The sequence below is a fragment of the Parazoarcus communis SWub3 = DSM 12120 genome (assembly GCF_003226565.1).
GTDB lineage: Bacteria > Pseudomonadota > Gammaproteobacteria > Burkholderiales > Rhodocyclaceae > Parazoarcus > Parazoarcus communis.
Genome location: NZ_QKOE01000009.1, coordinates 99,900 through 122,510 on the forward strand (window position 1 = coordinate 99,900; position 22,611 = coordinate 122,510).

Consider the following 22,611-nt stretch of genomic DNA (forward strand, 5'->3'; position numbering starts at 1 on the left):
CGCGGTCGCTTATACTTGGGCGGTTTTGTCATTCCATAGAAGAACTGACCCCCAAATGAGCGATCGTGAAATCGATCAGCAGTTGGTCGAGCGCGTACAGCGTGGCGACAAGCAGGCGTTCAGCTTGCTGGTATCCAAGTACCAGCGCAAGCTGCACCGACTGTTGTCGCGCCTGATTCGTGATCCGGCCGAAGTCGAGGATGTTGCGCAGGAAACCTTCATCAAGGCTTACCGTGCCTTGGGTTCGTTCCGGGGCGACAGTGCGTTCTATACCTGGCTGTATCGGATCGGTATCAATACCGCAAAGAACTACCTGGTATCGATGGGCCGGCGGGCGCCGACTTCGACGAGTTTCGATTCGGAAGAAGCCGAGACTTTCGAGGATGGGGATCAACTGCGCGACATCAATACGCCCGAGCGGCTGATGATGACGCGTCAGATCGGCCAGACCGTCGACGAGGCAATGGCGGCACTGCCGGAGGAATTGCGCACAGCGATCATGCTGCGCGAGCTGGAAGGTTTGAGTTACGAAGAGATCGCCAACATCATGGATTGTCCGATCGGTACCGTCCGGTCCAGGATTTTCCGTGCTCGTGAGGCGATTGCTGAACGACTGCGGCCGTTGCTGGACACGGCTCCGGATAAACGTTGGTAGGTGGATGCAATGAAAGACAAACTCTCGGCATGGATCGATGGTGATCTGGATGATGTCGCTGCGAACCGCATGGCTGACCACATTGGTCGGGATGAATCATTGCGCAAGCACTGCGATGTTTATTGGCTGATTGGCGACACCCTGCGTGGGGATGCACAAGGGGCCGATCTGACCGACCGTATCATGGCCAGACTGGATGCCGAGCCCACCGTGCTGGCGCCTCGGGCAGCCGCTGCCCGCGCAACGGAGCGTCAGTCGCTGTGGCAGTCCCTGATGCCTATTGCCGCGTCGGTCATGGGTGTGGCTGCAGTCGGTCTGGTTGCGGCCACGATGTATTCCTCGTCCCCGAACGATCCGGTGCCGGGCAATGTGATCGCCGTTCAGCGCGCTGTCTTGCCGGCGCAGGTCGTCCCGGTTTCGGCCGAGGTGAATGATCCTCATCGTGAGTATGTGTTCGTGCATCAGGCGATGACGGGCGGTGGTCCCTTGCCCGCTGGCGTGCAATACGTCCGCACCGTTTCAGCCGCTGCGCAGGACGTCGCTCGATGAGATTCTGGCCGTTTGCAGTGGGTCTGTGCGCCTTGTTGTTGCATCCGGTTGCCAGTGCGGACTCACCGACCGACCCTTTGTCCTGGCTGGGGCGGATTTCAACCGCAAGCCAGCGCCTGAACTACGTCGGTACTTTTACCTATCAGTCGGGCAAGCATATCGAGACTTCGCGCATCGCGCATCGTGCTGACGGTGAGGGGGAGTTCGAACGGCTGGAGGTGCTTGATGGCAGTCCGCGTGAGGTCATTCGCAGCAGCACCGAGGTGCGTTGCGTACTACCGGATCAGCGCACCGTCATCATTGATCAGCCGGGCGGTCGTCGTGCATTCCCGGCCAGGCTGCCTGCATCCTATACCCGTCTCGCCGAAAACTATCGTATCCGCAAGGCCGAAATTGCCCGTGTTGCTGGATTCGAGGCGCAGTCCATTGTCCTTGAGCCGCGCGATGACCTTCGCTACGGACACATCCTGTGGGCCGAATTGCAGACGGGTTTGCTGCTCAAGTCCCGAATGGTGGACTCGGGAGGCGAGATGGTCGAACAGTTTGCCTTCAGTGACCTCCGTATCGGTGGCGATGTTGATCGCGAATTGCTTCGTCCCCGCTTTCGTCAGGGAGACGACTGGCGCGTAGTGAATGTCCGTGGCAGCGAGATGAACAAGGGAGATGCGGGTTGGCATCTGCAGAACACCTTGCCAGGCTTCGACCTGATCTCGGTGGTGCGTCGGCCGCTTGGGTCTGGGCGTGGTGAAGCCGTTCATATGGTCTTTGGCGATGGATTGGCCGCGGTGTCCGTCTTTGTCGAGCCGCTCGACGAGGCTGCGCAGTTGCCGGCAGCGGGTGCTTCGACGACGGGCGCGATCAATGTGTTCAAGCGTGTGGTCGACGGGCATCTTGTCACCGCCTTGGGAGAAGTACCATCGCGTGCCGTTCAGCGTCTGGCTGAAGGTATCGAGGCTGCGCCACGATGATCGAAGCGCCGGCAGAAGTCGTCCGGGTCGAGCGTGATCGTGCCTGGGTCAGGGTCACCGAGCGTCAAGGGGGATGTGGCCGTTGCGACGAACCCGGCGGATGTCGGTCGATGCGAATTACCGAGGCATTTGGTCCGAGCGACAGCGTTTTTGCTGTCCAGGATACGCTTGGGGTGCAGCAGGGTGACCGGGTGCGTCTATGCATACCGGAACATGCGCCCCTGCGCGCTGCCATGATGAGTTACGGGCTGGGTGTTGTGCTGATGCTTTTGGGTGCCGCGCTTGGAAATCAACTTGCGGGCACCGGCAATGCTGACGTCCATGCTGCAGTGGGCGCAGCCGGCGGTTTGTTGCTGGCTTATGTGCTGAACCGAACGCTTGCTCGTAGCCGTCGTTGGCGCGGAATGCTGACGGTTTCGATGGCACGTGAAACCGGTGAGTGTTTGAGTACGCGGAGTTGAGTGTGGGCGTGATGTACCGGGTTTTCTTTGCACTCGCTGCGTGGCTGTGCCTATCCTTGACTGCCCATGCGGTTGTACTGCCCGACTTCACCGCGCTGGTTGAACGCCAGGGGGCTGCGGTCGTTAACATCAGTGCAGTAACGCAGCGCCCCGTTGCTGCACGTCATCCGCTCGATCTGGATGAACGTGATCCGATGTTCGACTTGTTCAGGCGGTTGATGCCCCGCCCGCCGAAGGCGCCCGAGCCGCAGGTCGAGCCTGATGATGAATCGCTTGGTTCTGGTTTCATTATCAGTGCTGACGGTTACATCCTGACCAACGCACATGTAGTGGCAGACGCCGAAGAGATTCTTGTGCGGTTAGCGGACAAGCGCGAGTATCGAGCAGAGATCATCGGCGCGGACACACGCAGCGATGTGGCCTTGCTTCGTATTGACGCGACGGGTCTGCCTGTCGTGAGGCTGGGTGATCCGTCGCGTCTGAAGGTAGGGGAGTGGGTGCTGGCGATCGGCTCGCCCTTTGGCTTCGAGCAGTCGGTCACCGCAGGCATTGTCAGCGCAAAGGATCGCAGCCTGCCCGACGAAAATTTCGTGCCCTTCATCCAGACCGATGTCGCGATCAATCCGGGCAACTCCGGCGGGCCGCTGTTCAACCTGAAAGGCGAGGTCGTCGGGATCAACTCGCAGATCTATAGCCGCACTGGGGGGTTCATGGGTCTGTCGTTCTCGATCCCCATCGATGTTGCCATGGACATGCAGCAGCAGTTGCGTCAGCACGGACGCGTGCAGCGTGGCCGGATTGGTGTGGCAATTCAGGAAGTGACGCTGGATTTGGCGGCCAGTTTTGGTCTGAACAGTGCAAATGGCGCGCTGGTCAGTGCGATTGAACCCGGTAGTCCTGCCGCACTTGCGGGTGTGCAGCGTGGGGATGTCATCGTGCGTTTTGATGGGCGCTCGGTCAATCGCTCCAACGAACTGCCGCGTATCGTGGCAAGTGTACGTCCAGGCAGTCAAGCTTCGATGATGGTCTATCGAAATGGTGCGCCACGCGAAATGACCATCACCTTGGGCGAATGGCGCGACCCGCATGCACCGCGTCCGAGGGTGGCAGTGGGCGTCGATAATGGCAGCAGTCGTCTGGGTCTGGTTCTCAAGGAGCCCGATCGCAAATCTCGCGGAGAGCTGGGCTTGGTCGTTGATCGCGCCGATGGTATGGCGGCTCGGGCAGAGATCGTGCCGGGCGACAGGGTCCTCAGTCTGATTGTAGGGGGCAAGCAGACTGAACTGGATTCAGTCGCGACCTTTAATCGCCTGCTCGAGGGTTTGCGCGAAGGGCAACGGGTCAGTGTGCTGGTCCAACGTGGTGAACTCGCATCCTTCGTCAGCCTGAAGGTCGGCAAATGAGCCAGCACGTGTTTACTGTCCTGAGCCGGGAGTGGTGTCATCTTTGCCATGATCTGGTCGCTGCACTGGAACCGATCGCTCGGGAGTTGGGGTGGGAGATCGCGGTCATTGATGTCGATCAGCACCCCGAGCTTGAGCAGAAATGGGACGAACTGGTGCCTGTTCTGCTGCATGGTGAGGTCGAATTGTGTCACTACCACCTGGATGAGCGTGCCGTACGCAATCATTGCGCTACGCATGCCGTTACTGCGTGTGGTAAGGGTTCCCGCTGAGAATCACTCCCATTGCCTTGCGTCGCATGCAGGCTCAAACCGTTCCAGCGAGGTGCGCGCAGCATGGGGCACGGTCAGGTGAGCGGCACGCAACGACGGCAGACTCTGTTGCCAGTCGCCGCTCAGGCCTGCGCGATTTCACGTAGCACGCGGGCGGGTACATCATGTTCGCTGGCAAGTGTCCGGTTCCCCAGTAAACGGGACATGATCCGGTCAGGCGATAGCACGATGAAGATGGCTTGTCCTGCCTCGCTTTCCAGTCGCACAACTGATTCGGCAAGGGCTGTATTGCTTTGATAGAGCTGGCTTACTGGATCGATATGATCGTTGGCCACTTCGGGTATGTCACCGAGCTGATGGACAAGAATTCCAAAGGGTTCGCCATTGCGTCCCTGTACGACGATGACCTGACGGTAGCTTGATGCTTCGACTGGACTGCGCAGGCGCAAGTGATCTTTCAGGTCCAGGACCAGAACAGGACGGTTCTTGTACATGAATACGCCATGTACATGATCAGGTAAGCCCGGTACGCTGGTAATACCGTTGGCGTCAACGGCTTCGATCACTTGGTTGGCGACGATGCCCAGACATTCGTCGCCAATATGAAAGGTGGCGATCTCGGTGCTCGCGCATGTTGTCGTGTCGCTGTTGCGGCGTGGCAGACGGATTGCCCTGGCAGGTATGCTGGATTGCGTGGCGGTAGCGGCAGGTGCAGTGCTTCCCAGTGGCACAAACACAAGTGCGGCGACCTCGTTGCGATAGGCGTCCGCTGTGGATTTGTATTCCCGGTAGCCTGCCGACAAGCTGACTCCGACAGCAAAGTACTGACCGTCAATCAACACGATGTCCGCGCCGTGATGGCCGTTGGGAATGCCAAACAGGGCGTCGGGCAGGGGAAGGGTGCTGCCGATGGGAAATCGGTCACTGGTACTGGAGATGACCTTGCGCTGACGATCGGCAAAAACAGCCAGACTGCCGGGGTGGAGGTCGCCCGCGCTGTTGCGAGGTAGCGCGTCGTGGAGCATTGCAGCGAACTGAGGGGCTGCATCGAATACCACTGCAATCCCCCCTATGGGTCGCTGCTGGCCGACTCCCGGAATCGCCGCTGCATACAGGTAGGTGTGACGATCCTGATAGAGCGCGGTGGGTTCGAAGGCCGACACCACATAGCCCTGCGAGTCCTCGAGGTTCAGGCAGCGGCGAACCCATTCTTCCGCGAGTGGGCGGCCGATGCAGTGTGAGTAACGTGTGTTCGAGCTTGCAATCACGACACCATTTGCATCGAATACCACCAGATTGTCATAGACGGTGTACAGCGCGTTGATGGCTTCCAATACCGCGGTGATTGCAGTTGATGCCGATGCGGGGTCTTTGGGGTGCAGTTCGAGTTGTTCCGAGAACAGGGTCGTGAGTGCCCACCAACGACAATCATTTGCACGCTCGTAGAGATTGCGATCCATGATGTCGATCGCCAGTGAGGCCAGAAAAGCGCTGTCGTCCAGAATCGAGGACACCACGGTTTCGTTCAGATTGCCGATCGAGCGCGCGAAGACATCGGTGGTCTTGAGCCCGGTGTTGCCGATCTCCCACAGCAGTACCTTGGAGAACGCATTGCCGACATTGCCTTTGTCCTTGCTCTGGCGAACATTGCCGTTCCAGACTGAACGGTTGAGTTCGCGCTGGATCTGTTCGGCCTGGCACGGAATGTTCCGTAGTGCGGCGGAGAACAGGGTGGGGCTTTTCATGACTGCGGTGGTGATTTCGGCGGGCATCGAGCTCAGCCGGCCCGTGCCGTGGTCTTCGAACGCGTGCTCCAGCGGGATCATGGCGTGTCCCATCCAGCCAGGTCCGGTATAACCTTGATAGGCTTGGGCTGGTCTTGTGATTGCCAGATATTCCCGCCCGGCAAAGCGTACGATGCCCCAGTCGGCGTCCAGCACGCGCTCGAGGGTGGCGCCCAGCGGTAGATGGTAACGATCGCTGCTCGCGACCACCGTACCTTCGGCATCGAGCAGTGTCAGTACGGTCCAGTCGCGTTCGTGCCCAAGATTGGCAAAAATGCGATGGGTCTCGTTTTCAAGGTTGAAGCACAGCGCAAGAACGGCCAGTGTCTTACCGTCGTGATCGTCGACCCGATAGGCGTAGATCAAGGACGGCGCCGCGCCCGGAAAGAGGTCCGTGGTGCGAAAGACTTCGACATAGCTGTTGCAGGTGGTCTGTGCGTCCTGCACCAGGGGGTCCGTGGAGAAGCCCCGGACTCCGTCGGGATCCAGCCTGGCCAGAATGCGCCCGTCGGTGCCAAAGAGGACAATGTCGTGGTACACGGAGTATTTTCGAACGTACTCGTTGAATCGCGCCTCGAGACGTTGCCGATGAGTGCTGCACGTCTCCGGGTCTTCTCCACGCGCAAGCAGATTGCAGATGCAGCGAGCGAAGTCGAGGACGTCCTCATCCATCGCCAGGAACCCGATATCGGCCGTTCGTTCGAACAGGTTGCGAACCATGATATCGACGGCAACCTGGGCTTTGGATTTCAAGGCTTGAACCGCCTTGTTGCGAATCTCCACACCGAGATGATTCAGCAAGTCTGCAGTCAGGGTGGCAAAGGCTTCGCGAGTGGCGTTCATGTCGGTGCCGCTTCCCGACAATTGTCCCAACAGTGTCAGGTTGTCCCAGGTTCCCTGAAGTGCCTGCAGGGTTTCACGGTACTCGTGTACGGTCGCGAGGTGGCGGACTACCGGAGAAAGGCTGTCGTCGAAGTCTATGTTCTTGTAGATAGACATCATTTGTCCATGAGTAAGGGCTTGGGCAGGGCGATGCGTGTTTGCAGCCGTCCGCTCCAATCCCGCTGTAGTGTGTCGATGACAGGATATGGAAGCAGGCTCCGGTCTATCACTTAAGCAAGAATCGTACTGATGGCGCGTCCGAATTGCAGGCGACGCGGGGCTTGGCCTGGGATGGCACCCGCAACAAGGTTTCTCGTCGTCCGATCGGATCAAGGTATAATCCTGCGCCGTCCGCGATGGCCGCGCACTGTCAGTGCAATCAAGCAGTCTGGGGGCACGGATCAAGCGACAGGTAGCGTATGGCTGCGGAATCCACGAGCGGATCTGCATGTCTTTGCGGCGGAAGTTCGGCCGCCCTGCAGCGTGAACGTCGCCATACGTTTTTTGGCGCTGCGATAAACAGATACATGAGCATTGGCTGGGGTGATCTCACCGTTACCAGGCTCCACGACAACACGGTAAGCCACTTTGCAACACATCAGAAACTTCTCGATCATCGCCCACATCGACCACGGTAAATCCACCCTGGCTGATCGCATCATCCACTTCTGCGGTGGCTTGTCCGATCGCGAGATGGAGGCACAGGTTCTCGACTCGATGGATATCGAGCGCGAACGTGGCATTACCATCAAGGCACAGACGGCAGCCTTGCGTTACAAGGCCAAGGATGGGCAGATCTACAACCTGAATCTCATCGACACGCCTGGGCATGTGGACTTCTCTTATGAGGTGAGCCGTTCGCTGTCGGCGTGCGAAGGCGCGCTGCTGGTCGTCGATGCCTCCCAAGGGGTCGAAGCCCAGACGGTGGCAAACTGTTACACCGCGCTCGATCTCGACGTCGAAGTCGTTCCGGTGCTGAACAAGATCGACCTGCCCGCAGCCAACCCCGACAATGCACGGGCCGAAATCGAAGATGTCATCGGTGTCGACGCGACCGAGGCGATCCTGTGTTCAGCAAAGACGGGCCTGGGCGTCGAGGATGTGCTCGAAGCCGTGATTGCCCGCATTCCGCCCCCCAAGGGCGATGTGGCTGCGCCCTTGAAAGCGCTGATCATCGACTCGTGGTTTGATAACTACGTTGGCGTGGTGATGCTGGTGCGTGTGGTCGACGGCACACTCAAGCCCAAGGACAAGATCCTGCTGATGTCGACGGGTGCCCAGTATCCGTGCGAACAGGTCGGCGTGTTCACGCCCAAGTCTCTGGGGCGCGATCTGCTGTCGGCAGGCGAAGTGGGTTTCGTCATCGCTGGCATCAAGGAGCTCGAGGCCGCCAAGGTCGGTGACACGGTCACGCTGGCGACCCGTCCGGCAAGCGAACCGCTACCGGGGTTCAAGGAAATCAAGCCGCAGGTGTTTGCCGGCCTGTATCCGGTGGAGTCGAGCGAGTACGACCAATTGCGTGATTCGCTGGAAAAGCTGCGCCTGAATGATGCATCGCTGCAGTTCGAACCCGAAGTATCGCAGGCGCTGGGCTTCGGTTTTCGCTGTGGCTTCCTCGGCTTGCTGCACATGGACATCGTGCAGGAACGGCTGGAGCGCGAGTTCGACATGGATCTCATCACCACCGCACCAACGGTGGTGTACGAGGTGGTGCTGAATGACGGCGAGATCCTGCACATCGAGAACCCCGCCAAGCTGCCCGAGCCGGGCAAGTTTGCCGAGATCCGTGAGCCCATCATCACCGCAACCATCTTCCTGCCTCAGGATTATGTCGGTCCGGTGATCACGCTGTGCAACCAGAAGCGTGGCACCCAGGTGGATATGCGCTACCACGGTCGTCAGGTGCAACTGATCTATGATCTGCCGATGAATGAAGTGGTGATGGATTTCTTCGACAAGCTGAAATCCGTGTCACGCGGCTATGCTTCGCTCGACTACGAGTTCAAGGAATACCGCACGGCCGATCTGGTCAAGCTGGACATGATGGTCGGCGGTGAGAAGGTCGACGCCCTGTCTGTCATTGTGCACCGTGCCAGCGCGCAGTACCGCGGGCGCGAACTGGCAGCCAAGCTGCGTGGCCTCATTCCCCGTCAGATGTTCGATGTGGCGGTGCAGGCGGCGATTGGTTCGCACATCATTGCGCGCGAAACGATCAAGGCACTGCGCAAGAACGTGCTGGCCAAATGCTACGGCGGCGACATCACGCGCAAGAAGAAGCTGCTTGAGAAGCAGAAAGAGGGCAAGAAGCGGATGAAGCAGGTTGGCAACGTCGAAATTCCTCAAGAAGCCTTCCTGGCGGTGCTGCGCACCGACGAAGGCAAGTAAGCAACTCGGCGCGAGTCGCTGCGCTCAAGAAATGGAGTTCGCGTGAATTTTGCCCTGATCCTGTTCGTCCTGTTGGTGATCACCGCAGTATTGTGGGTGTTCGATCACTTCTATGCCCGCAAGCGGCGTCCCCAGGGCTCTCCGGCACCTTGGTGGGTGGAGTACGGCGCCAGCTTTTTTCCGGTCATCGTGATCGTGTTCGGTTTGCGCTCCTTCGTCGTCGAGCCGTTCAAGATTCCGTCGGGGTCGATGATTCCCACCTTGCTGGTGGGTGACTTCATCCTGGTCAATAAATACACCTATGGTATCCGCCTGCCCGTCATCAACAAGAAGGCGATGGCGCTCAATGACCCTCAGCGCGGCGATGTGATGGTGTTCCGCTATCCGGCCGACCCGTCGATGGACTACATCAAGCGGGTTGTGGGGCTGCCTGGCGACAAGGTGGAGTACCTCAACAAGCGTCTGCGTATCAATGGTGAGGAGGTGGCGATCGAGGAGAGCGGCAACTACCTGCACCCGGATCGTCTGTATTACTCGCCGCAGTACACCGAGAAACTCGGCGAGATCGAGCATTCAGTGCTGATCGAGCGCGAGGCGCCCGCTTTTGTGCCACAGGTGATGAATTATCCCTTCCGTGAAAACTGTACCTATACTAGCGGTGGGGTCAGCTGCACGGTGCCTGCTGGTCATTACTTCGTCATGGGCGACAATCGTGACGCCAGTAGTGACAGTCGTGTGTGGGGCTTCGTGCCGGATGAGAACATTGTCGGCAAGGCGTTTTTTGTGTGGTTCAACTTCAACGACCTGAAGCGGATCGGTCGTTTCCACTGACAAGGGATTCAATATGATGACATCGTCGCGCCAGCGTGGCTTGAGTCTGATCAGTACCCTGATCGTCGGTGCTTTTTTTGCATTTGCACTGTTGATCGTGTTTCGGACCGTTCCTGCGGTTAACGAATACATGGCGATTCAGCGCATTCTGAAGATAGTCGCCGAGGAGGGTGACAATGGTGCCTCGGTGTCCGAGATGCGGCGTAGTTTCGACCGACGAGGGCAAATTGATGATGTATCGACCGTGACGGGTGTTGATCTCGCGATTTCGAAACAGGCAGGAAAAACGTTGATTCAGGTCGAATACGGAAGGAAGGTGCCTGTCGCCGGCAATGTCAGCCTGTTGATCGACTTCCAGGCGTCGAGCGCACCCAACTGATGTCCGAGTTTCTGAATCGGCTGCAGTCCCGGTTGGGCCACGTATTTGCTTCACAGGATCTGCTTGTTCAGGCCCTGACGCACCGCAGTTTTGGCCAGCCCAATAACGAGCGCTTGGAGTTTCTCGGCGATAGTGTGTTGAACTGCGTGGTATCGATCGCACTGTTCGATCGTTTCGGCGCACTGAAAGAGGGCGAATTGTCGCGTGTGCGCGCCTCGCTGGTGCGCCAGGAAACCTTGCATCGCATCGCGCTTGAGCTAGAACTGGGTAGCTGCCTGAAGCTGGGTGAAGGGGAACTTCGCTCCGGCGGCGCCCAACGACCATCCATCCTGGCCGATGCGGCCGAGGCGGTGTTCGCAGCCATTTTTCTCGATGCCGGCTTTGATGCAGCAAAAAAAGTCATTGATCGGCTTTACGCGCCATTGATCGATGGCATCAACCCCGACCGCCCCGCCAAGGATCCCAAAACGGCGTTGCAGGAATGGCTGCAGAGCCGTCGTATGCCGCTACCGACTTATTCCATGACTCAGGTTCTGGGTGAGGCGCATGCGCAGGAGTTCGAGGTCGCCTGCGAGGTGCCCAAGCTGGGGGTACGTACCATGGGACGCGGTACCAGCCGGCGTGCGGCCGAACAACAGTCCGCCGAACTGGCGTTGGCAGAGTTGAGGCACAAATGAATGAAACCGTAGCGCAGACCCATGACGATCACGCTGGCGAAGGTTTTCGAACCGGGTTTGTCGCCATCGTAGGCCGTCCGAATGTCGGCAAGTCCACACTGCTCAACCGCTTGATCGGGCAGAAGATCAGCATTGTGTCGAGCAAGGCGCAGACCACCCGGCACCGGGTCACCGGCATCCTCACCAACGCTGGCGCGCAGTTCGTGTTCGTCGATACCCCGGGTTTTCAGACCCACCATCGGAATGCGCTCAACCGTTCGATGAACCGTACGGTGTCACAGGTGCTGTCCGACGTCGATCTGGTCTTTTTCGTCATCGAGGCGGGCCGCATCGGTGAGGACGATCGCAAGGTGCTGGAGGTGATTCCGGCGGGTGCAAAGGTCGTGCTGGTGATCAACAAGGTTGATCAGCTCAAGGACAAGGCTCGCCTGTTGCCGTTCATCGACCAGGTTCGTACCTTGCGCGATTTTGTCGAAATCGTGCCGCTGTCGGCTGAGAAGGGTAGCAACTGCGATGCGTTGATCGCGGCGGCTACGCCGTTGCTGCCCGAAGCGGGGCCGATGTATGACGAAGACGAGATCACTGATCGCAGCGAACGCTTTCTGGCGTCCGAGTTTCTGCGTGAAAAACTGTTTCGCCTGCTGGGCGATGAGTTGCCTTACGGTATTGCGGTCGAGATCGAGAAGTTCGAGGTCGAAGGCAATCTGCGTCGTATCCATGCTGCCGTGATCGTGGATCGAGCGGGGCACAAGGGTATTGTCATTGGCAAGGGTGGCGAGAAGCTCAAGCGTATCTCGTCCGAGGCCCGTGTCGAGCTCGAGAAGCTGTTCGATGGCAAGGTCTTCCTCGAAGTCTGGGTCAAGGTCAAGAGTGGCTGGGCCGATGACGAGCGTGCGCTCAAGAGTCTCGGCTACGAATAAGCGTGCGCCATCGTGGCGGCAAAACAACGGATCGAACAGCAAGCAGCCTGGGTGCTGCATACCTTGCCGTGGCGCGAGACCAGCCTGATTGTCGAGGTGTTTTCGATCGATCATGGCCGTGTTGCGCTGGCGGCCAAAGGCGCACGCCGGCCGATGTCACAGCTGCGTGGCGTGCTGATGGGGTTTCAGCCGCTACTGATGGACTGGTCTGGCGGAGGTGAGGTCAAGACCCTCATCCGCGCCGAGTGGCGAGGCGGCCAACCGCTGTTGGCCGGCAAGGCGTTGTTATGCGGCTACTATCTGAACGAGCTGATCGTGCAGCTCACCGCACGTGAAGACCCGCATCCAGTGTTATTTCAAGCATACGAGCTTGCGATGTCGGCACTTGCCCGAGGTGCGGAGTTGCCGCCAGTGCTGCGGCGTTTCGAACTGTCATTGCTGCACGAGCTGGGCTATGGCATTGCGCTTGAAGGCGAAGGGTTCGGAGCTGCATCCATCGAGGCCGATCAGTCCTACCTCTATATAATCGAGCAGGGACCGGTCGCGCTGGCTGATGTTGGCGGTGATGGGCTGAGTGCAGACGGCGAAGGCATTGTGCTTTCCGGCCAGACGCTCATTGATCTGTCTGCTGATGACCTGTCCCGGCCGCAGACCCTGGCCGAATCCAAGCGCCTGCTGCGTGCATTGATCAACCACTATCTGGGCGGGCGTCCATTGCAGTCCCGCCGGGTCCTGAAGGAGTTGCTGGAGCTATAAATGGCACCGGCCCTGGTCTCGGAAGACGTGCCTGTCGTGCGCGTTCCGGGCGCAGTGTGACCATCGGATTTTCTAACATGAGCTCAAGGTGCTTGGCCTCCACCAGAAACCAGTCAGAGGCGCCGATCTGTCGAGATCGGCGCCGGCACAGTCCCGTGTATTGTCTTTCGCCAGGGGGGACGGCGACGCTTTGATTGCATGCGCATCACAGGCGGTGCATACTGGAGTCGGTTTTGATGATGCGAGGTGCGTATGAGAACCACTGTGACCATTGATGATGCCCTGTATGAACAGGCGCTGGAAGTTGCCGACCCAACCATGGAAAAGGCAGACCTGTTCCGTGAGGCCATCAAAACTTTTGTCCGCATCCAGGCAGCCAAACGGCTTGCTTCCCTTGGTGCGGCCATGCCGGACATGCAGGATATTTCACGCCGCCGCGACGATACGCAAGGATGAAAGGGGTTCTCGTTGATACCTCGGTGTGGGTCGATCACTTCCGAAATCGCAACGATGCACTGGTCAAACTACTGACGTTTGATCTTGTGATGGTCCACCCGATGGTGTTGGGGGAAATCGCGTGTGGAACGCCGCCAAATCGGATTCAGACCTTAGCTGATCTGGAAAAATTGCAACAGACGCAACAGGCAAGCGTCCGTGAGGTCATGGCATTCGTCGAGCGAGAGCGCTTATTCGGGATGGGGTGCGGTGTGATAGACATGCAACTGCTGGCATCGACCATGATGACCCCAGGCGTTGAACTGTGGACGTTGGGCAAGCGCCTGTCTGTATTGGCGGAGCGTTTTGGCGTGATGCACCGGCCCATTCTTTATTGAAGGGAAATCGCACGACGTGCTCCACCTTAGCACCACGGAAGTGCCGCACTTGCTTGCGCTGTATGGCTGCTTCGGAAGCTAAAATAACTTCAGCAGGCTTGCTTTGAGTAGCTAGATGAGTAGTTAAGTCAGTCGGATTAATGTTTTCAATATTCCGTAAACACGGGCACTTCCGCCCAGTAACTAGAGAGTTGCAGGAACTGTGATCGAACTCGGTGTGAATATCGACCATGTGGCCACGCTGCGCCAGGCACGTCGTACCTGGGAGCCAGACCCGGTCTGGGCTGCGGTTGAAGCGCATCTCGGTGGCGCTGACGGCATCACCGTGCATTTGCGTGAGGATCGTCGCCATATCAATGACAGCGATGTGCGCAAGCTACGCGAGCTGACCCAGGTCAAGCTCAACCTGGAGATGGGGGCCACCGACGAAATGGTGGGCATTGCCTGTGCGCTCAAGCCGGAGATGGCAATGCTGGTGCCTGAGGGACGCAACGAGGTCACCACCGAGGGGGGGCTGGACGTGCTATCCCAGGAAGCCAGGCTCAAGGAGGTCATTGCGCGGCTGGCGGATGCTGGCATCATGACCAGTGTGTTCATCGATGCTGATGTCGCCCAGATCGAGGCAGCCGCCCGGATCGGCGCGCGCGTGTGCGAGGTGCATACCGGCCCTTATGCCCATGCCTTCCATGATGCCGGACGTGATGTGGAGAGTCCGGCGGTCGTTGCCGAACTGGCCAAGGTCGCAACGGCGGGCGAGGCGATCCGTGCGCTGGGGATGCGTTTCAACGCCGGTCATGCGCTCAACTATTACAATGTGCAGCCAATCGCCCGTTTGCCCGGCGTACGGGAACTGCATATCGGCCATGCCATCGTCAGCCGTTCGGTGTTTACCGGTTTGCGTGCCGCAGTGGGTGAAATGAAGCGCCTGATGCGCGAGGCAGCAGGTTCGGTGCGTTAGCCGGGTGGCTGAATGATTTACGGGATAGGCACCGATATTGTCCGGATTGATCGTCTGAGGCGTGCGCTGGAGCGGCATGGCGAGCGATTCGCGCTGCGCATTCTGGCTGAGACCGAGCGCGCCGACTGGAAAGTCAGCGCCGATCCAGCGCGCTTTCTGGCCAAGCGCTTTGCTGCCAAGGAAGCTTTCGGCAAGGCCTTGGGCACGGGGGTCGCGGTACCCGCCACGCTGCATGCCGTAGCCGTGAGCCACGATGCGCTGGGCAAGCCGGTCTTCGCGTACGACGCACGTCTACAGTCTCACATGTCCGAACACGCCTTGAATGCGCACCTCAGCCTGAGCGACGAGACGGATACCGTCGTCGCCTTTGCCGTCATCGAGAGAAGATCATGAGCGCAGTGCGCAAACTTCCCCGTGGCCCGGTCATGATTGACGTGGCTGGCACCGAGTTGTCGGATGACGAGCGTGAGCGGCTGTGCGATCCGCTGGTGGGCGGGGTGATCCTGTTTGCACGCAATTTTACCGGGTCGGAGCAGCTTGGCGCGCTTACCGCAAGCATCCGGGCGCTGCGTGAGCCGACGCTGATCATTGCAGTCGATCACGAAGGGGGTCGGGTGCAGCGCTTCCGCAAGGATGGTTTCACGCCTCTGCCGGCAATGCGCACGCTGGGCCGGTTGTGGGACCAAGATCACGTTGCGGCTCTGGATGCGGCACGTGCGACCGGCCAGGTGCTGGCCTGGGAGCTGCTTGCACATGGGGTGGACCTGAGCTTCACGCCGGTGCTTGATCTTGATTACGGCGTCAGCCGGGCGATTGGCAATCGCGCGTTTCATCGTGATCCGCAAGCTGTGGCAGCGCTGGCCCAGGCGCTTGTAGCCGGCATGGCCGAGGCAGGAATGGGGTGTGTCGGCAAGCATTTTCCCGGGCATGGTTATGTCGAAGCCGACTCGCATCACGAGGTGCCGGTCGATGCGCGTGACTTCGATACCCTGTGGGCTCACGATATTGCACCGTATCGCCACCGGCTCGGCCGCCAGCTGACTGGGGTGATGCCGGCCCATGTGATTTACCCCGTTGCAGATCCGTCACCGCAGCCGCAACCTGCCGGGTTCTCGCCGTTCTGGTTAAAGGACGTGCTGCGTCAAAGGCTGGGGTTTCAGGGATTGATCTTCAGTGACGATCTGAACATGGAAGGCGCGCGCGTTGCGGGTGACATCGTCGGTCGCGCCATGGCGGCTTACGATGCAGGTTGCGACATGCTGCTGGTGTGCAATCGCCCTGATCTGGCAGCAGAACTGCTGGATCGTTGGGCTCCAGTGCTCGATCCCGCCAACCTGCGGCGCCTCGAGCGCGCCTTGCCCTCTTCGGTACGGGCTCCGTGGCTGGCTGACCCGTTTGCGCTCGAACTGCATGGCCCGTATCTGAAAGCGCGCGAACAGGTGGTTGCGGTGGACGTCGGGGACGATGCCGGTCCGTCGATGACGGCGGCGCAGATCGGCATGCAGCGTACCGAGTTGCTGAACGGACATGGCTGACAGTCAATCAGGCCAGGGCTTCGACGCCAAGGCCTTTCTGCGTACCGTACCTGAAGAGCCTGGCGTCTATCGAATGATCGGCGTAGACGACAAGGTGCTGTACGTCGGAAAGGCCAAGAACCTGAAGCGTCGGGTATCGAACTACTTCCAGCGCACCCAGCCCAGTCCTCGCATTGCAATGATGGTGGCGCAGATCGTTCGGGTCGACGTTACGCCGACGCGCTCGGAAGCGGAAGCGCTGATTCTCGAAAACAACCTGATCAAGAGTCTGGCGCCGCGCTACAACATCCTGTTCCGCGACGACAAGACCTACCCCTATATCGAGATCTCCGGCGACGCCTTTCCGCGCCTTGCCTATCATCGTGGTGCATTTGCCAAGGGGGCACGCTATTTTGGCCCGTTCCCCAATGCCTATGCGGTGCGCGAGAGCATTCACCTGCTGCAGAAGACCTTCCAGCTGCGTACCTGCGAGAACACGGTGTTCCAGAACCGTTCGCGGCCCTGTTTGCTGAACCAGATCAAGCGCTGTTCCGGGCCCTGCGTCGACCTCATCGATGCCGACAGCTACGCTGCTGACGTGAAGCTGGCTACCCGGTTTCTCGACGGACAAGCCAGCGAGGTCATCGATGACCTCACCACACGCATGCAGGCTGCAGCAGATCGGCTTGCATTTGAGGAAGCCGCAGCCTGCCGGGATCAGGTGCGGGTGCTGCAGGCGGTGCTTCACCGCCAGTTTGTCGACAGCCGCAAGGACGAAGATGTGGACATCCTGGCTGCAGTCGAACAGGATGGTACGGTGTGCATCAACATCGCCATGGTGCGTGGTGGCCGTCACCTGGGGGACCGTCCGCAGTTCCCATCGGGGGCGGCAGTTGCTGGGGCTCAGGACGCCTTGCTGGCCTTTGTCGAGCAACACTATGCCGAACATCCCATTCCAGCCCGCATCCTGCTGAATCAGGCGCTTGATCCAATCAGGGAGGCATTTGCCGAACTCAGCGAGCGCCCCCCAGGTGTGCTTGCGCCGCGTTATGCGGCGGAGAAGGCCTGGATGGAAATGGCGGAAAAGAATGCAGGTCTTGCCATTCAGGCGCGCGCGCGCGATACCGGGCGCATCGCCCAGCGTCTGGAGGCCTTGCGCGATGCGCTGGACTTGCTCGAGGCGCCGCAACGCATCGAGTGCTTCGATATCAGTCACACCATGGGCGAAGCCACGGTTGCCTCCTGCGTCGTTTGCGAGTCGGGGGCCATGAAGCGTGCCGATTACCGTCGTTACAACATCAGCGGCATTACGCCAGGCGATGACTTCGCTGCCATGCGTCAGGTGCTCGAGCGCCGCTACGGGAAGATTGCCGCAGGTGAGGGTCAGTGTCCTGACCTGATCCTGATCGACGGTGGCAAGGGACAGGTCAGCGCCGCTGCTGCCATTCTGGCCGAAGTCGGGCTGGAGCAGGTCGCCATGGTCGGTGTGGCCAAGGGAGAGGGCCGCAAAGCCGGGCTGGAAACCCTGATCTTTCCCGATGGGCGCGAGGGCTTGGCGCTGGGTGGTGCGTCGGCGGCACTGCATCTGATCATTGAGATCCGCGATGAAGCGCACCGTTTTGCGATCACCGGGCACCGCGCCCAGCGTGGAAAGGCGCGCATCGGTTCCAGGCTGGATGACATCCCCGGTGTAGGGCCGGCGCGGCGGCGCAACCTGTTGGCTGCGTTTGGCGGGCTCGACGGCGTACGCAACGCCACCGTCGAGGATCTGTGCAGGGTCGAGGGCGTCAGTCGCAAGCTGGCCGAGGATATACACGCGGCGCTGCGCTGACCGCCGCCCTTAACTCAGCCAGCCTTTGGCAATCCGGTTGTTTCAGCCGAAGGGCGCGATCCCGAACAGCATGACGTGAAGGTGCTTTGCAAACACGCCCCAGGCACCGACGCCGACGATCAGCACAATGAAGTCCCGTGACCAGCGGCCAGCGGAACGCGGAGTGGCTTGTACGCGATCGCGCTTGCGGGCGCTGGAGAAACAGGCGATGGACCACACTAGAAAGCTGCCAAACAGCAGCAGGTCGGCCAGTGTGCCATTGGCAAACAGATGTGCAGCCGCCCAGAGCTTGACGCCCAGCACCATCGGATGACCAAGTGCGGCCTTCAAGCGTGAGCCGGGAACATAGGCGGCAACCAGCAAGATGAAGGCGGGCAGGGTCAGCAAGGCAGCAAGGTGGCGCGTCCATACCGGAGGATGCCAGAGGTAGACCGGATCAAGCCGGGTCTGGGCATAACCCCAGATGATCAGGCCCAGGCCGATGATCGACACAATCGAGTAGGCAAGCTTCCACTTCTTTTCGCCGTAGTGAGCGATGTATTGCGCACGATTGGCCTCGGCAAAGATTCGGCTCGAATGGGTACTCAGGAACAGAAACAGGCCGATGATCAGCGCGGTCATCAGGAAACTCCAAAATGGGTGAGATAAGTGGGGCGACCGCCATCTGACGTCCCGGCATCGGACCACGACAGCCCCATACAGTTGCATCCCATATATAAAAAAGGGGATGTCCGTTACCGGTCATCCCCTTGCATGCCGACCGCCAGCGAAGCCGGCGGTGGTCAGCTTATGCCAGTGCTGCGTTCAGTACCGTATTGAAGGTTGCGCTCGGACGCATCACCGCTTCGCACTTCGCAGTGTCGGCCTTGTAATAGCCGCCGATGTCGACCGCCTGGCCCTGAACGACGGTAAGCTCCTCAATGATCTTCTGCTCATTGTCGGCCAGACCCTTGGCCAGCGGTGCAAACTTGGCTGCCAGTTCGGCATCTTCTGTCTGCGACGCCAGCGCCTGCGCCCAGTAGGTGGCCAGGTAGTACTGGCTGCCACGGTTGTCCAGCTGGCCAGTCTTGGGTGAGGGCGACTTGTTGTTGTCGAGCAACTTGCCGGTCGCCTCGTCCAGGGTCCTGGCCAGCAGCTTGGCCTTGGCATTACCGGTCTTGATGCCGAGGTCCTCGAGCGACACCGCCAGTGCCAGGAATTCACCCAGCGAGTCCCAGCGCAGATGGTTTTCCTGCGTCAGCTGTTGCACATGCTTGGGCGCCGAGCCACCTGCACCGGTTTCATACATGCCGCCGCCGGCCATCAGCGGGACGATCGACAGCATCTTGGCCGAGGTGCCCAGTTCCATGATGGGGAACAAGTCAGTCAGGTAGTCACGCAGGATGTTGCCAGTGACCGAGATCGTGTCCAGACCACGGGCGACACGCTCAAGCGTGACACGCATGGCGCGGACCTGCGACATGATCTGGATATCCAGACCGCTGGTGTCGTGGTCCTTGAGATACTTCTGCACCTTCTTGATCAGTTCGTTTTCGTGCGGACGGTAGGGGTCCAGCCAGAAGATGGCCGGCATGCCGGAGTTACGTGCGCGGGTGACAGCCAGCTTGACCCAGTCGCGGATCGGCGCGTCCTTGACCTGGCACATGCGCCAGATGTCGCCTTGCTCGACGTTCTGCGTCAGCAGCACTTCGCCCGTCGCAAGATCCGTAATGTTGGCCACGCCATCCTCCGAAATCTCGAAGGTCTTGTCGTGCGAGCCGTACTCTTCGGCCTTCTGCGCCATCAGGCCGACGTTGGGTACCGTGCCCATGGTGCGCGGATCGAAGTTGCCGTGCCATTTGCAGAAGTTGATCATCTCCTGGTAGATGCGGGCAAAGGTCGATTCCGGCATCACGCACTTGCTGTCGTATTGCTTGCCGTCGGCACCCCACATCTTGCCGCCCTGGCGGATCATCGCCGGCATCGAGGCGTCGACGATGATGTCGTTGGGCGAATGGAAGTTGGTGATGCCCTTCGCGGAGTCCACCATCGCCAGCGGGGGGCGGTGTTCCTGGCAGGCGTGCAGGTCACGGATGATTTCGTCACGCTTGGATTCGGGCAGGGTCTTGATCTTCTCGTACAGGTCGACCATGCCGTTGTTGACGTTGATGCCAAGCTCGTCAAACAGCTTGCCGTGCTTCTCGAACGCATCCTTATAGTAGATCTTGACGCAGTGCCCGAACACGATGGGGTGCGAGACCTTCATCATCGTCGCCTTCACGTGCAGCGAGAACAGGATGCCGGCTTCGCGGCAGTCCTCGAGTTCCTTCTCGTAGAACTCGCACAGCGCCTTCTTGCTCATGAACATCGAATCGATGATCTCGCCGTCCAGCAGCGAAACCTTGGGCTTGAGCACGATGGTCTTGCCCGACTTGGTGATCAGTTCCATCTTGACGTCGCGTGCCTTGTCGAGCGTCATCGACTTTTCACCATGATAGAAGTCACCGTGGTGCATGTGCGAAACATGGGTCTGCGACCACTGCTTCCATTCGCCCATCGAATGCGGGTGCTTTTTAGCGTAGTTCTTGACCGCGGCGGGGGCGCGACGGTCCGAGTTGCCCTCACGCAGAACCGGATTTACCGCGGAGCCGAGGCACTTGCCGTACCGCGCCTTGATGGCTTTTTCTTCGTCGGTCTTCGGGTCTTCGGGAAAGTCGGGAATGGCGTAGCCTTTTTCCTGAAGTTCCTTGACGCAGGCTTTCAACTGCGCGACCGAGGCGCTGATATTGGGCAGCTTGATGATGTTGGTGTCGGGCAGCAGGGTCAGGCGACCCAGTTCGGACAGGGTGTCAGGCACACGCTGTTCTTCGGTCAGGTATTCCGGAAACTCGGCCAGGACACGCGCTGCAACAGAGATGTCGGCTGCTTCGACTTCCACGCCGGCAGGGCCGGTAAAGGTACGGACCACCGGCAGAAACGCGCACGTGGCCAGAGCCGGTGCTTCATCCGTGAGCGTGTAGATGATCTTCGATTTTCCTGCAGACATTGAATCCCCCTCGATTTTGGTCTTCTGACGATGACCCGATCGCGACCCCCTGTCGCTCCGGGTCAGACTGACAATACTCCTGCAGCCGGTTCGGGAGCCAACGGGCACTGCCCTACCGGTGTTGCAAGTGGCGCAGTTGCCCGATGCTGTCCAAGCGTCCGTCTCCCGGGCATGTGGCCATGCCGAAGTCGAACTCTTATATCAGATGCAACGGAACACCTCTGCGCTTGGATCGTGATTGTAGTCCTCAGAGGCCGTTCTCTGCACGTGAACTCCGGTTTCATCTTGCGAAATTTGTTGTCTCCATGGATTGCGAGCGTCGCGCCGACTGGCCCGCGTGGGCCAAGGGAAGGGTAGAGCGATGTTTCGTTCGGGATTACACGGGTAAATGACCGGGCGTTGAGACTGCCCCCTGCCGGTAGTGTTCGAAGACGTATGATCGCCGATCGAGCATCGGGAATGCGCGGCTCGACTTTTTTGTACCGGACCGCAACGTAACGCTGGGGAGCATCGCCGCCTGCCGCTGATATACTCTTCGCGTAATAAACAGTACGCCGTCCGGCCGGCCTCATGATCAACATTCCCAATACGCTTACCTGGGCGCGAATTGCGCTGATTCCGATCTTTGTCGGGATCTTCTATCTGCCCGACAGCTGGGTCAGTCCGACGCAGAAGAACCTCTTCGCCACTTCGGTCTTCATCATCGCGGCGATCACCGACTGGTTTGATGGTTACCTGGCGCGGGCCCTGCAGCAGACTTCCGCGTTTGGCGCCTTTCTCGATCCTGTGGCGGACAAGCTGATGGTGGCTGCCGCGCTGATCCTGCTGGTTCAGCTGGCACGTGTGGATGCCATCATCGCCGTCATCATCATCGGTCGGGAAATCACCATTTCGGCGTTGCGCGAATGGATGGCGAGGGTGGGGGAGTCGGCCAGCGTGGCGGTTGCCTATATCGGCAAACTGAAAACTGCAGCACAGATGACAGCGATTCCGCTCCTGCTATACAATGCGCCCCTGTTGTCGATTGACCTCCGCGAAGTAGGCAGCATCTTGATCTACATTGCGGCGGCACTGACGCTCTGGTCGATGGGGTATTACCTTCATCGGGCGATGCCAAAGCTGGCAAAGCACATGGATCGTTAGAAAAACTTTTCAAATAAAGTTGACACACAGAAAAAGCCGTCTATAATGGCGGTCTTCCCAGAGCGGGAGTAGCTCAGTTGGTAGAGCGCAACCTTGCCAAGGTTGAGGTCGCGAGTTCGAGACTCGTCTCCCGCTCCAAAGATTCAGGGTCAGGTGCTTGCACCGGATCGAGGCGCCAGCAGGTGCCGACCTAAGCAGTACAAGGCGCGATAGCAAAGCGGTTATGCACCGGATTGCAAATCCGTGTAGGTCGGTTCGACTCCGGCTCGCGCCTCCAGCGGTTTTGCGGGAGTAGCTCAGTTGGTAGAGCGCAACCTTGCCAAGGTTGAGGTCGCGAGTTCGAGACTCGTCTCCCGCTCCAAATCAAAGGCCGGACAAGTTAATC

The 22,611-nt window shown here is 59.4% G+C and carries 22 protein-coding genes and 3 tRNA genes; 22 read left to right on the forward strand and 3 right to left on the reverse strand.

All coding sequences use genetic code 11. From position 1 onward, the window contains the following. The first annotated feature begins 55 nt into the window (after positions 1–55). The 6 genes from rpoE to DNK49_RS13675 are packed head-to-tail and all read left to right on the forward strand — an operon-like array spanning position 56 to position 4,308. A complete protein-coding gene (rpoE, locus tag DNK49_RS13650) occupies positions 56–655 on the forward strand; it encodes an RNA polymerase sigma factor RpoE (protein ID WP_110525441.1) in 600 nt (199 codons plus the stop codon). Between the two features lie 9 nt (positions 656–664). Continuing rightward, positions 665–1,204, forward strand: a complete 540-nt coding sequence (locus DNK49_RS13655) for a sigma-E factor negative regulatory protein (RefSeq protein WP_110525444.1) — start codon at positions 665–667, stop codon at positions 1,202–1,204. Then, entirely contained in the window at positions 1,201–2,172 is a 972-nt protein-coding gene (locus tag DNK49_RS13660) for a MucB/RseB C-terminal domain-containing protein (protein ID WP_110525449.1), read from the forward strand. Before DNK49_RS13655 ends, DNK49_RS13660 begins: the two co-directional genes overlap by 4 nt. After that, positions 2,169–2,633: a SoxR reducing system RseC family protein gene (locus tag DNK49_RS13665; protein WP_110525451.1), complete on the forward strand. Its 465-nt coding sequence runs from the start codon at positions 2,169–2,171 to the stop codon at positions 2,631–2,633. The genes DNK49_RS13660 and DNK49_RS13665 overlap by 4 nt, the downstream gene beginning before the upstream one ends. An 11-nt stretch (positions 2,634–2,644) precedes the next feature. Beyond that, positions 2,645–4,036 carry a Do family serine endopeptidase gene (locus DNK49_RS13670; RefSeq protein WP_110525634.1) on the forward strand — a complete coding sequence of 464 codons (1,392 nt, stop codon included), beginning with the start codon at positions 2,645–2,647 and terminating at the stop codon, positions 4,034–4,036. Beyond that, a complete protein-coding gene (locus DNK49_RS13675; RefSeq protein ID WP_110525454.1) occupies positions 4,033–4,308 on the forward strand; it encodes a glutaredoxin family protein in 276 nt (91 codons plus the stop codon). Before DNK49_RS13670 ends, DNK49_RS13675 begins: the two co-directional genes overlap by 4 nt. Before the next feature lie 122 nt (positions 4,309–4,430). On the opposite strand, the gene DNK49_RS13680 is transcribed toward DNK49_RS13675, so the two are convergent. Beyond that, the gene (locus tag DNK49_RS13680; protein ID WP_165843331.1) at positions 4,431–7,091 is read right to left on the reverse strand and encodes a chemotaxis protein CheW; all 2,661 of its coding nucleotides are present in this window, start codon (positions 7,089–7,091) and stop codon (positions 4,431–4,433) included. A gap of 471 nt (positions 7,092–7,562) precedes the next feature. Between DNK49_RS13680 and lepA the strand changes: the two genes are divergently transcribed. The 12 genes from lepA (at position 7,563) to uvrC (ending at position 18,058) form a co-directional block, all read left to right on the forward strand. Further along, a complete protein-coding gene (gene lepA, locus DNK49_RS13685) occupies positions 7,563–9,359 on the forward strand; it encodes a translation elongation factor 4 (protein WP_110525460.1) in 1,797 nt (598 codons plus the stop codon). A 42-nt stretch (positions 9,360–9,401) separates the two neighbouring features. After that, on the forward strand, positions 9,402–10,190 hold the full coding sequence (gene lepB, locus DNK49_RS13690) for a signal peptidase I (protein WP_110525463.1): 789 nt from the start codon (positions 9,402–9,404) through the stop codon (positions 10,188–10,190). A gap of 16 nt (positions 10,191–10,206) precedes the next feature. Next, on the forward strand, positions 10,207–10,569 hold the full coding sequence (locus tag DNK49_RS13695; RefSeq protein ID WP_110525637.1) for a DUF4845 domain-containing protein: 363 nt from the start codon (positions 10,207–10,209) through the stop codon (positions 10,567–10,569). Continuing rightward, on the forward strand, positions 10,569–11,246 hold the full coding sequence (rnc, locus tag DNK49_RS13700) for a ribonuclease III (protein WP_110525465.1): 678 nt from the start codon (positions 10,569–10,571) through the stop codon (positions 11,244–11,246). Before DNK49_RS13695 ends, rnc begins: the two co-directional genes overlap by 1 nt. Further along, a complete protein-coding gene (gene era, locus DNK49_RS13705; RefSeq protein ID WP_110525468.1) occupies positions 11,243–12,166 on the forward strand; it encodes a GTPase Era in 924 nt (307 codons plus the stop codon). Before rnc ends, era begins: the two co-directional genes overlap by 4 nt. 9 nt (positions 12,167–12,175) lie before the next feature. Further along, a complete protein-coding gene (gene recO, locus DNK49_RS13710) occupies positions 12,176–12,922 on the forward strand; it encodes a DNA repair protein RecO (RefSeq protein WP_110525471.1) in 747 nt (248 codons plus the stop codon). Positions 12,923–13,186: 264 nt separating this feature from the next. Beyond that, positions 13,187–13,378, forward strand: coding sequence for a type II toxin-antitoxin system VapB family antitoxin (locus tag DNK49_RS13715; RefSeq protein WP_243632365.1), 192 nt, complete (start codon positions 13,187–13,189; stop codon positions 13,376–13,378). Beyond that, positions 13,375–13,755, forward strand: a complete 381-nt coding sequence (locus DNK49_RS13720; protein WP_110525476.1) for a type II toxin-antitoxin system VapC family toxin — start codon at positions 13,375–13,377, stop codon at positions 13,753–13,755. Before DNK49_RS13715 ends, DNK49_RS13720 begins: the two co-directional genes overlap by 4 nt. 202 nt (positions 13,756–13,957) lie before the next feature. Continuing rightward, positions 13,958–14,713, forward strand: a complete 756-nt coding sequence (locus DNK49_RS13725; protein ID WP_110525479.1) for a pyridoxine 5'-phosphate synthase — start codon at positions 13,958–13,960, stop codon at positions 14,711–14,713. A gap of 12 nt (positions 14,714–14,725) precedes the next feature. Continuing rightward, on the forward strand, positions 14,726–15,106 hold the full coding sequence (acpS, locus tag DNK49_RS13730) for a holo-ACP synthase (RefSeq protein ID WP_110525481.1): 381 nt from the start codon (positions 14,726–14,728) through the stop codon (positions 15,104–15,106). Continuing rightward, positions 15,103–16,248 (forward strand): beta-N-acetylhexosaminidase, encoded by a 1,146-nt coding sequence (nagZ, locus tag DNK49_RS13735; RefSeq protein WP_110525485.1) that lies wholly within the window; start codon positions 15,103–15,105, stop codon positions 16,246–16,248. The genes acpS and nagZ overlap by 4 nt, the downstream gene beginning before the upstream one ends. Next, on the forward strand, positions 16,241–18,058 hold the full coding sequence (uvrC, locus tag DNK49_RS13740; RefSeq protein ID WP_110525488.1) for an excinuclease ABC subunit UvrC: 1,818 nt from the start codon (positions 16,241–16,243) through the stop codon (positions 18,056–18,058). Before nagZ ends, uvrC begins: the two co-directional genes overlap by 8 nt. 42 nt (positions 18,059–18,100) lie before the next feature. Here uvrC and DNK49_RS13745 read toward each other — a convergent pair whose 3' ends face one another. Both DNK49_RS13745 and DNK49_RS13750 read right to left on the reverse strand, forming a co-directional pair. After that, a complete protein-coding gene (locus DNK49_RS13745) occupies positions 18,101–18,679 on the reverse strand; it encodes an NnrU family protein (RefSeq protein ID WP_110525490.1) in 579 nt (192 codons plus the stop codon). Between the two features lie 166 nt (positions 18,680–18,845). Further along, entirely contained in the window at positions 18,846–21,083 is a 2,238-nt protein-coding gene (locus DNK49_RS13750; protein ID WP_110525493.1) for an NADP-dependent isocitrate dehydrogenase, read from the reverse strand. 570 nt (positions 21,084–21,653) lie between these two features. Between DNK49_RS13750 and pgsA the strand changes: the two genes are divergently transcribed. The 4 genes from pgsA (at position 21,654) to DNK49_RS13770 (ending at position 22,587) form a co-directional block, all read left to right on the forward strand. Further along, positions 21,654–22,226 carry a CDP-diacylglycerol--glycerol-3-phosphate 3-phosphatidyltransferase gene (gene pgsA / locus DNK49_RS13755; protein ID WP_110525496.1) on the forward strand — a complete coding sequence of 191 codons (573 nt, stop codon included), beginning with the start codon at positions 21,654–21,656 and terminating at the stop codon, positions 22,224–22,226. A 62-nt stretch (positions 22,227–22,288) separates the two neighbouring features. Next, positions 22,289–22,364 (forward strand) — tRNA-Gly (locus DNK49_RS13760). Between the two features lie 65 nt (positions 22,365–22,429). Then, positions 22,430–22,503, forward strand: a tRNA-Cys gene (locus DNK49_RS13765). 8 nt (positions 22,504–22,511) lie between these two features. Beyond that, a tRNA-Gly gene (locus DNK49_RS13770) sits at positions 22,512–22,587 on the forward strand. The last annotated feature ends 24 nt before the right edge of the window (positions 22,588–22,611 follow it).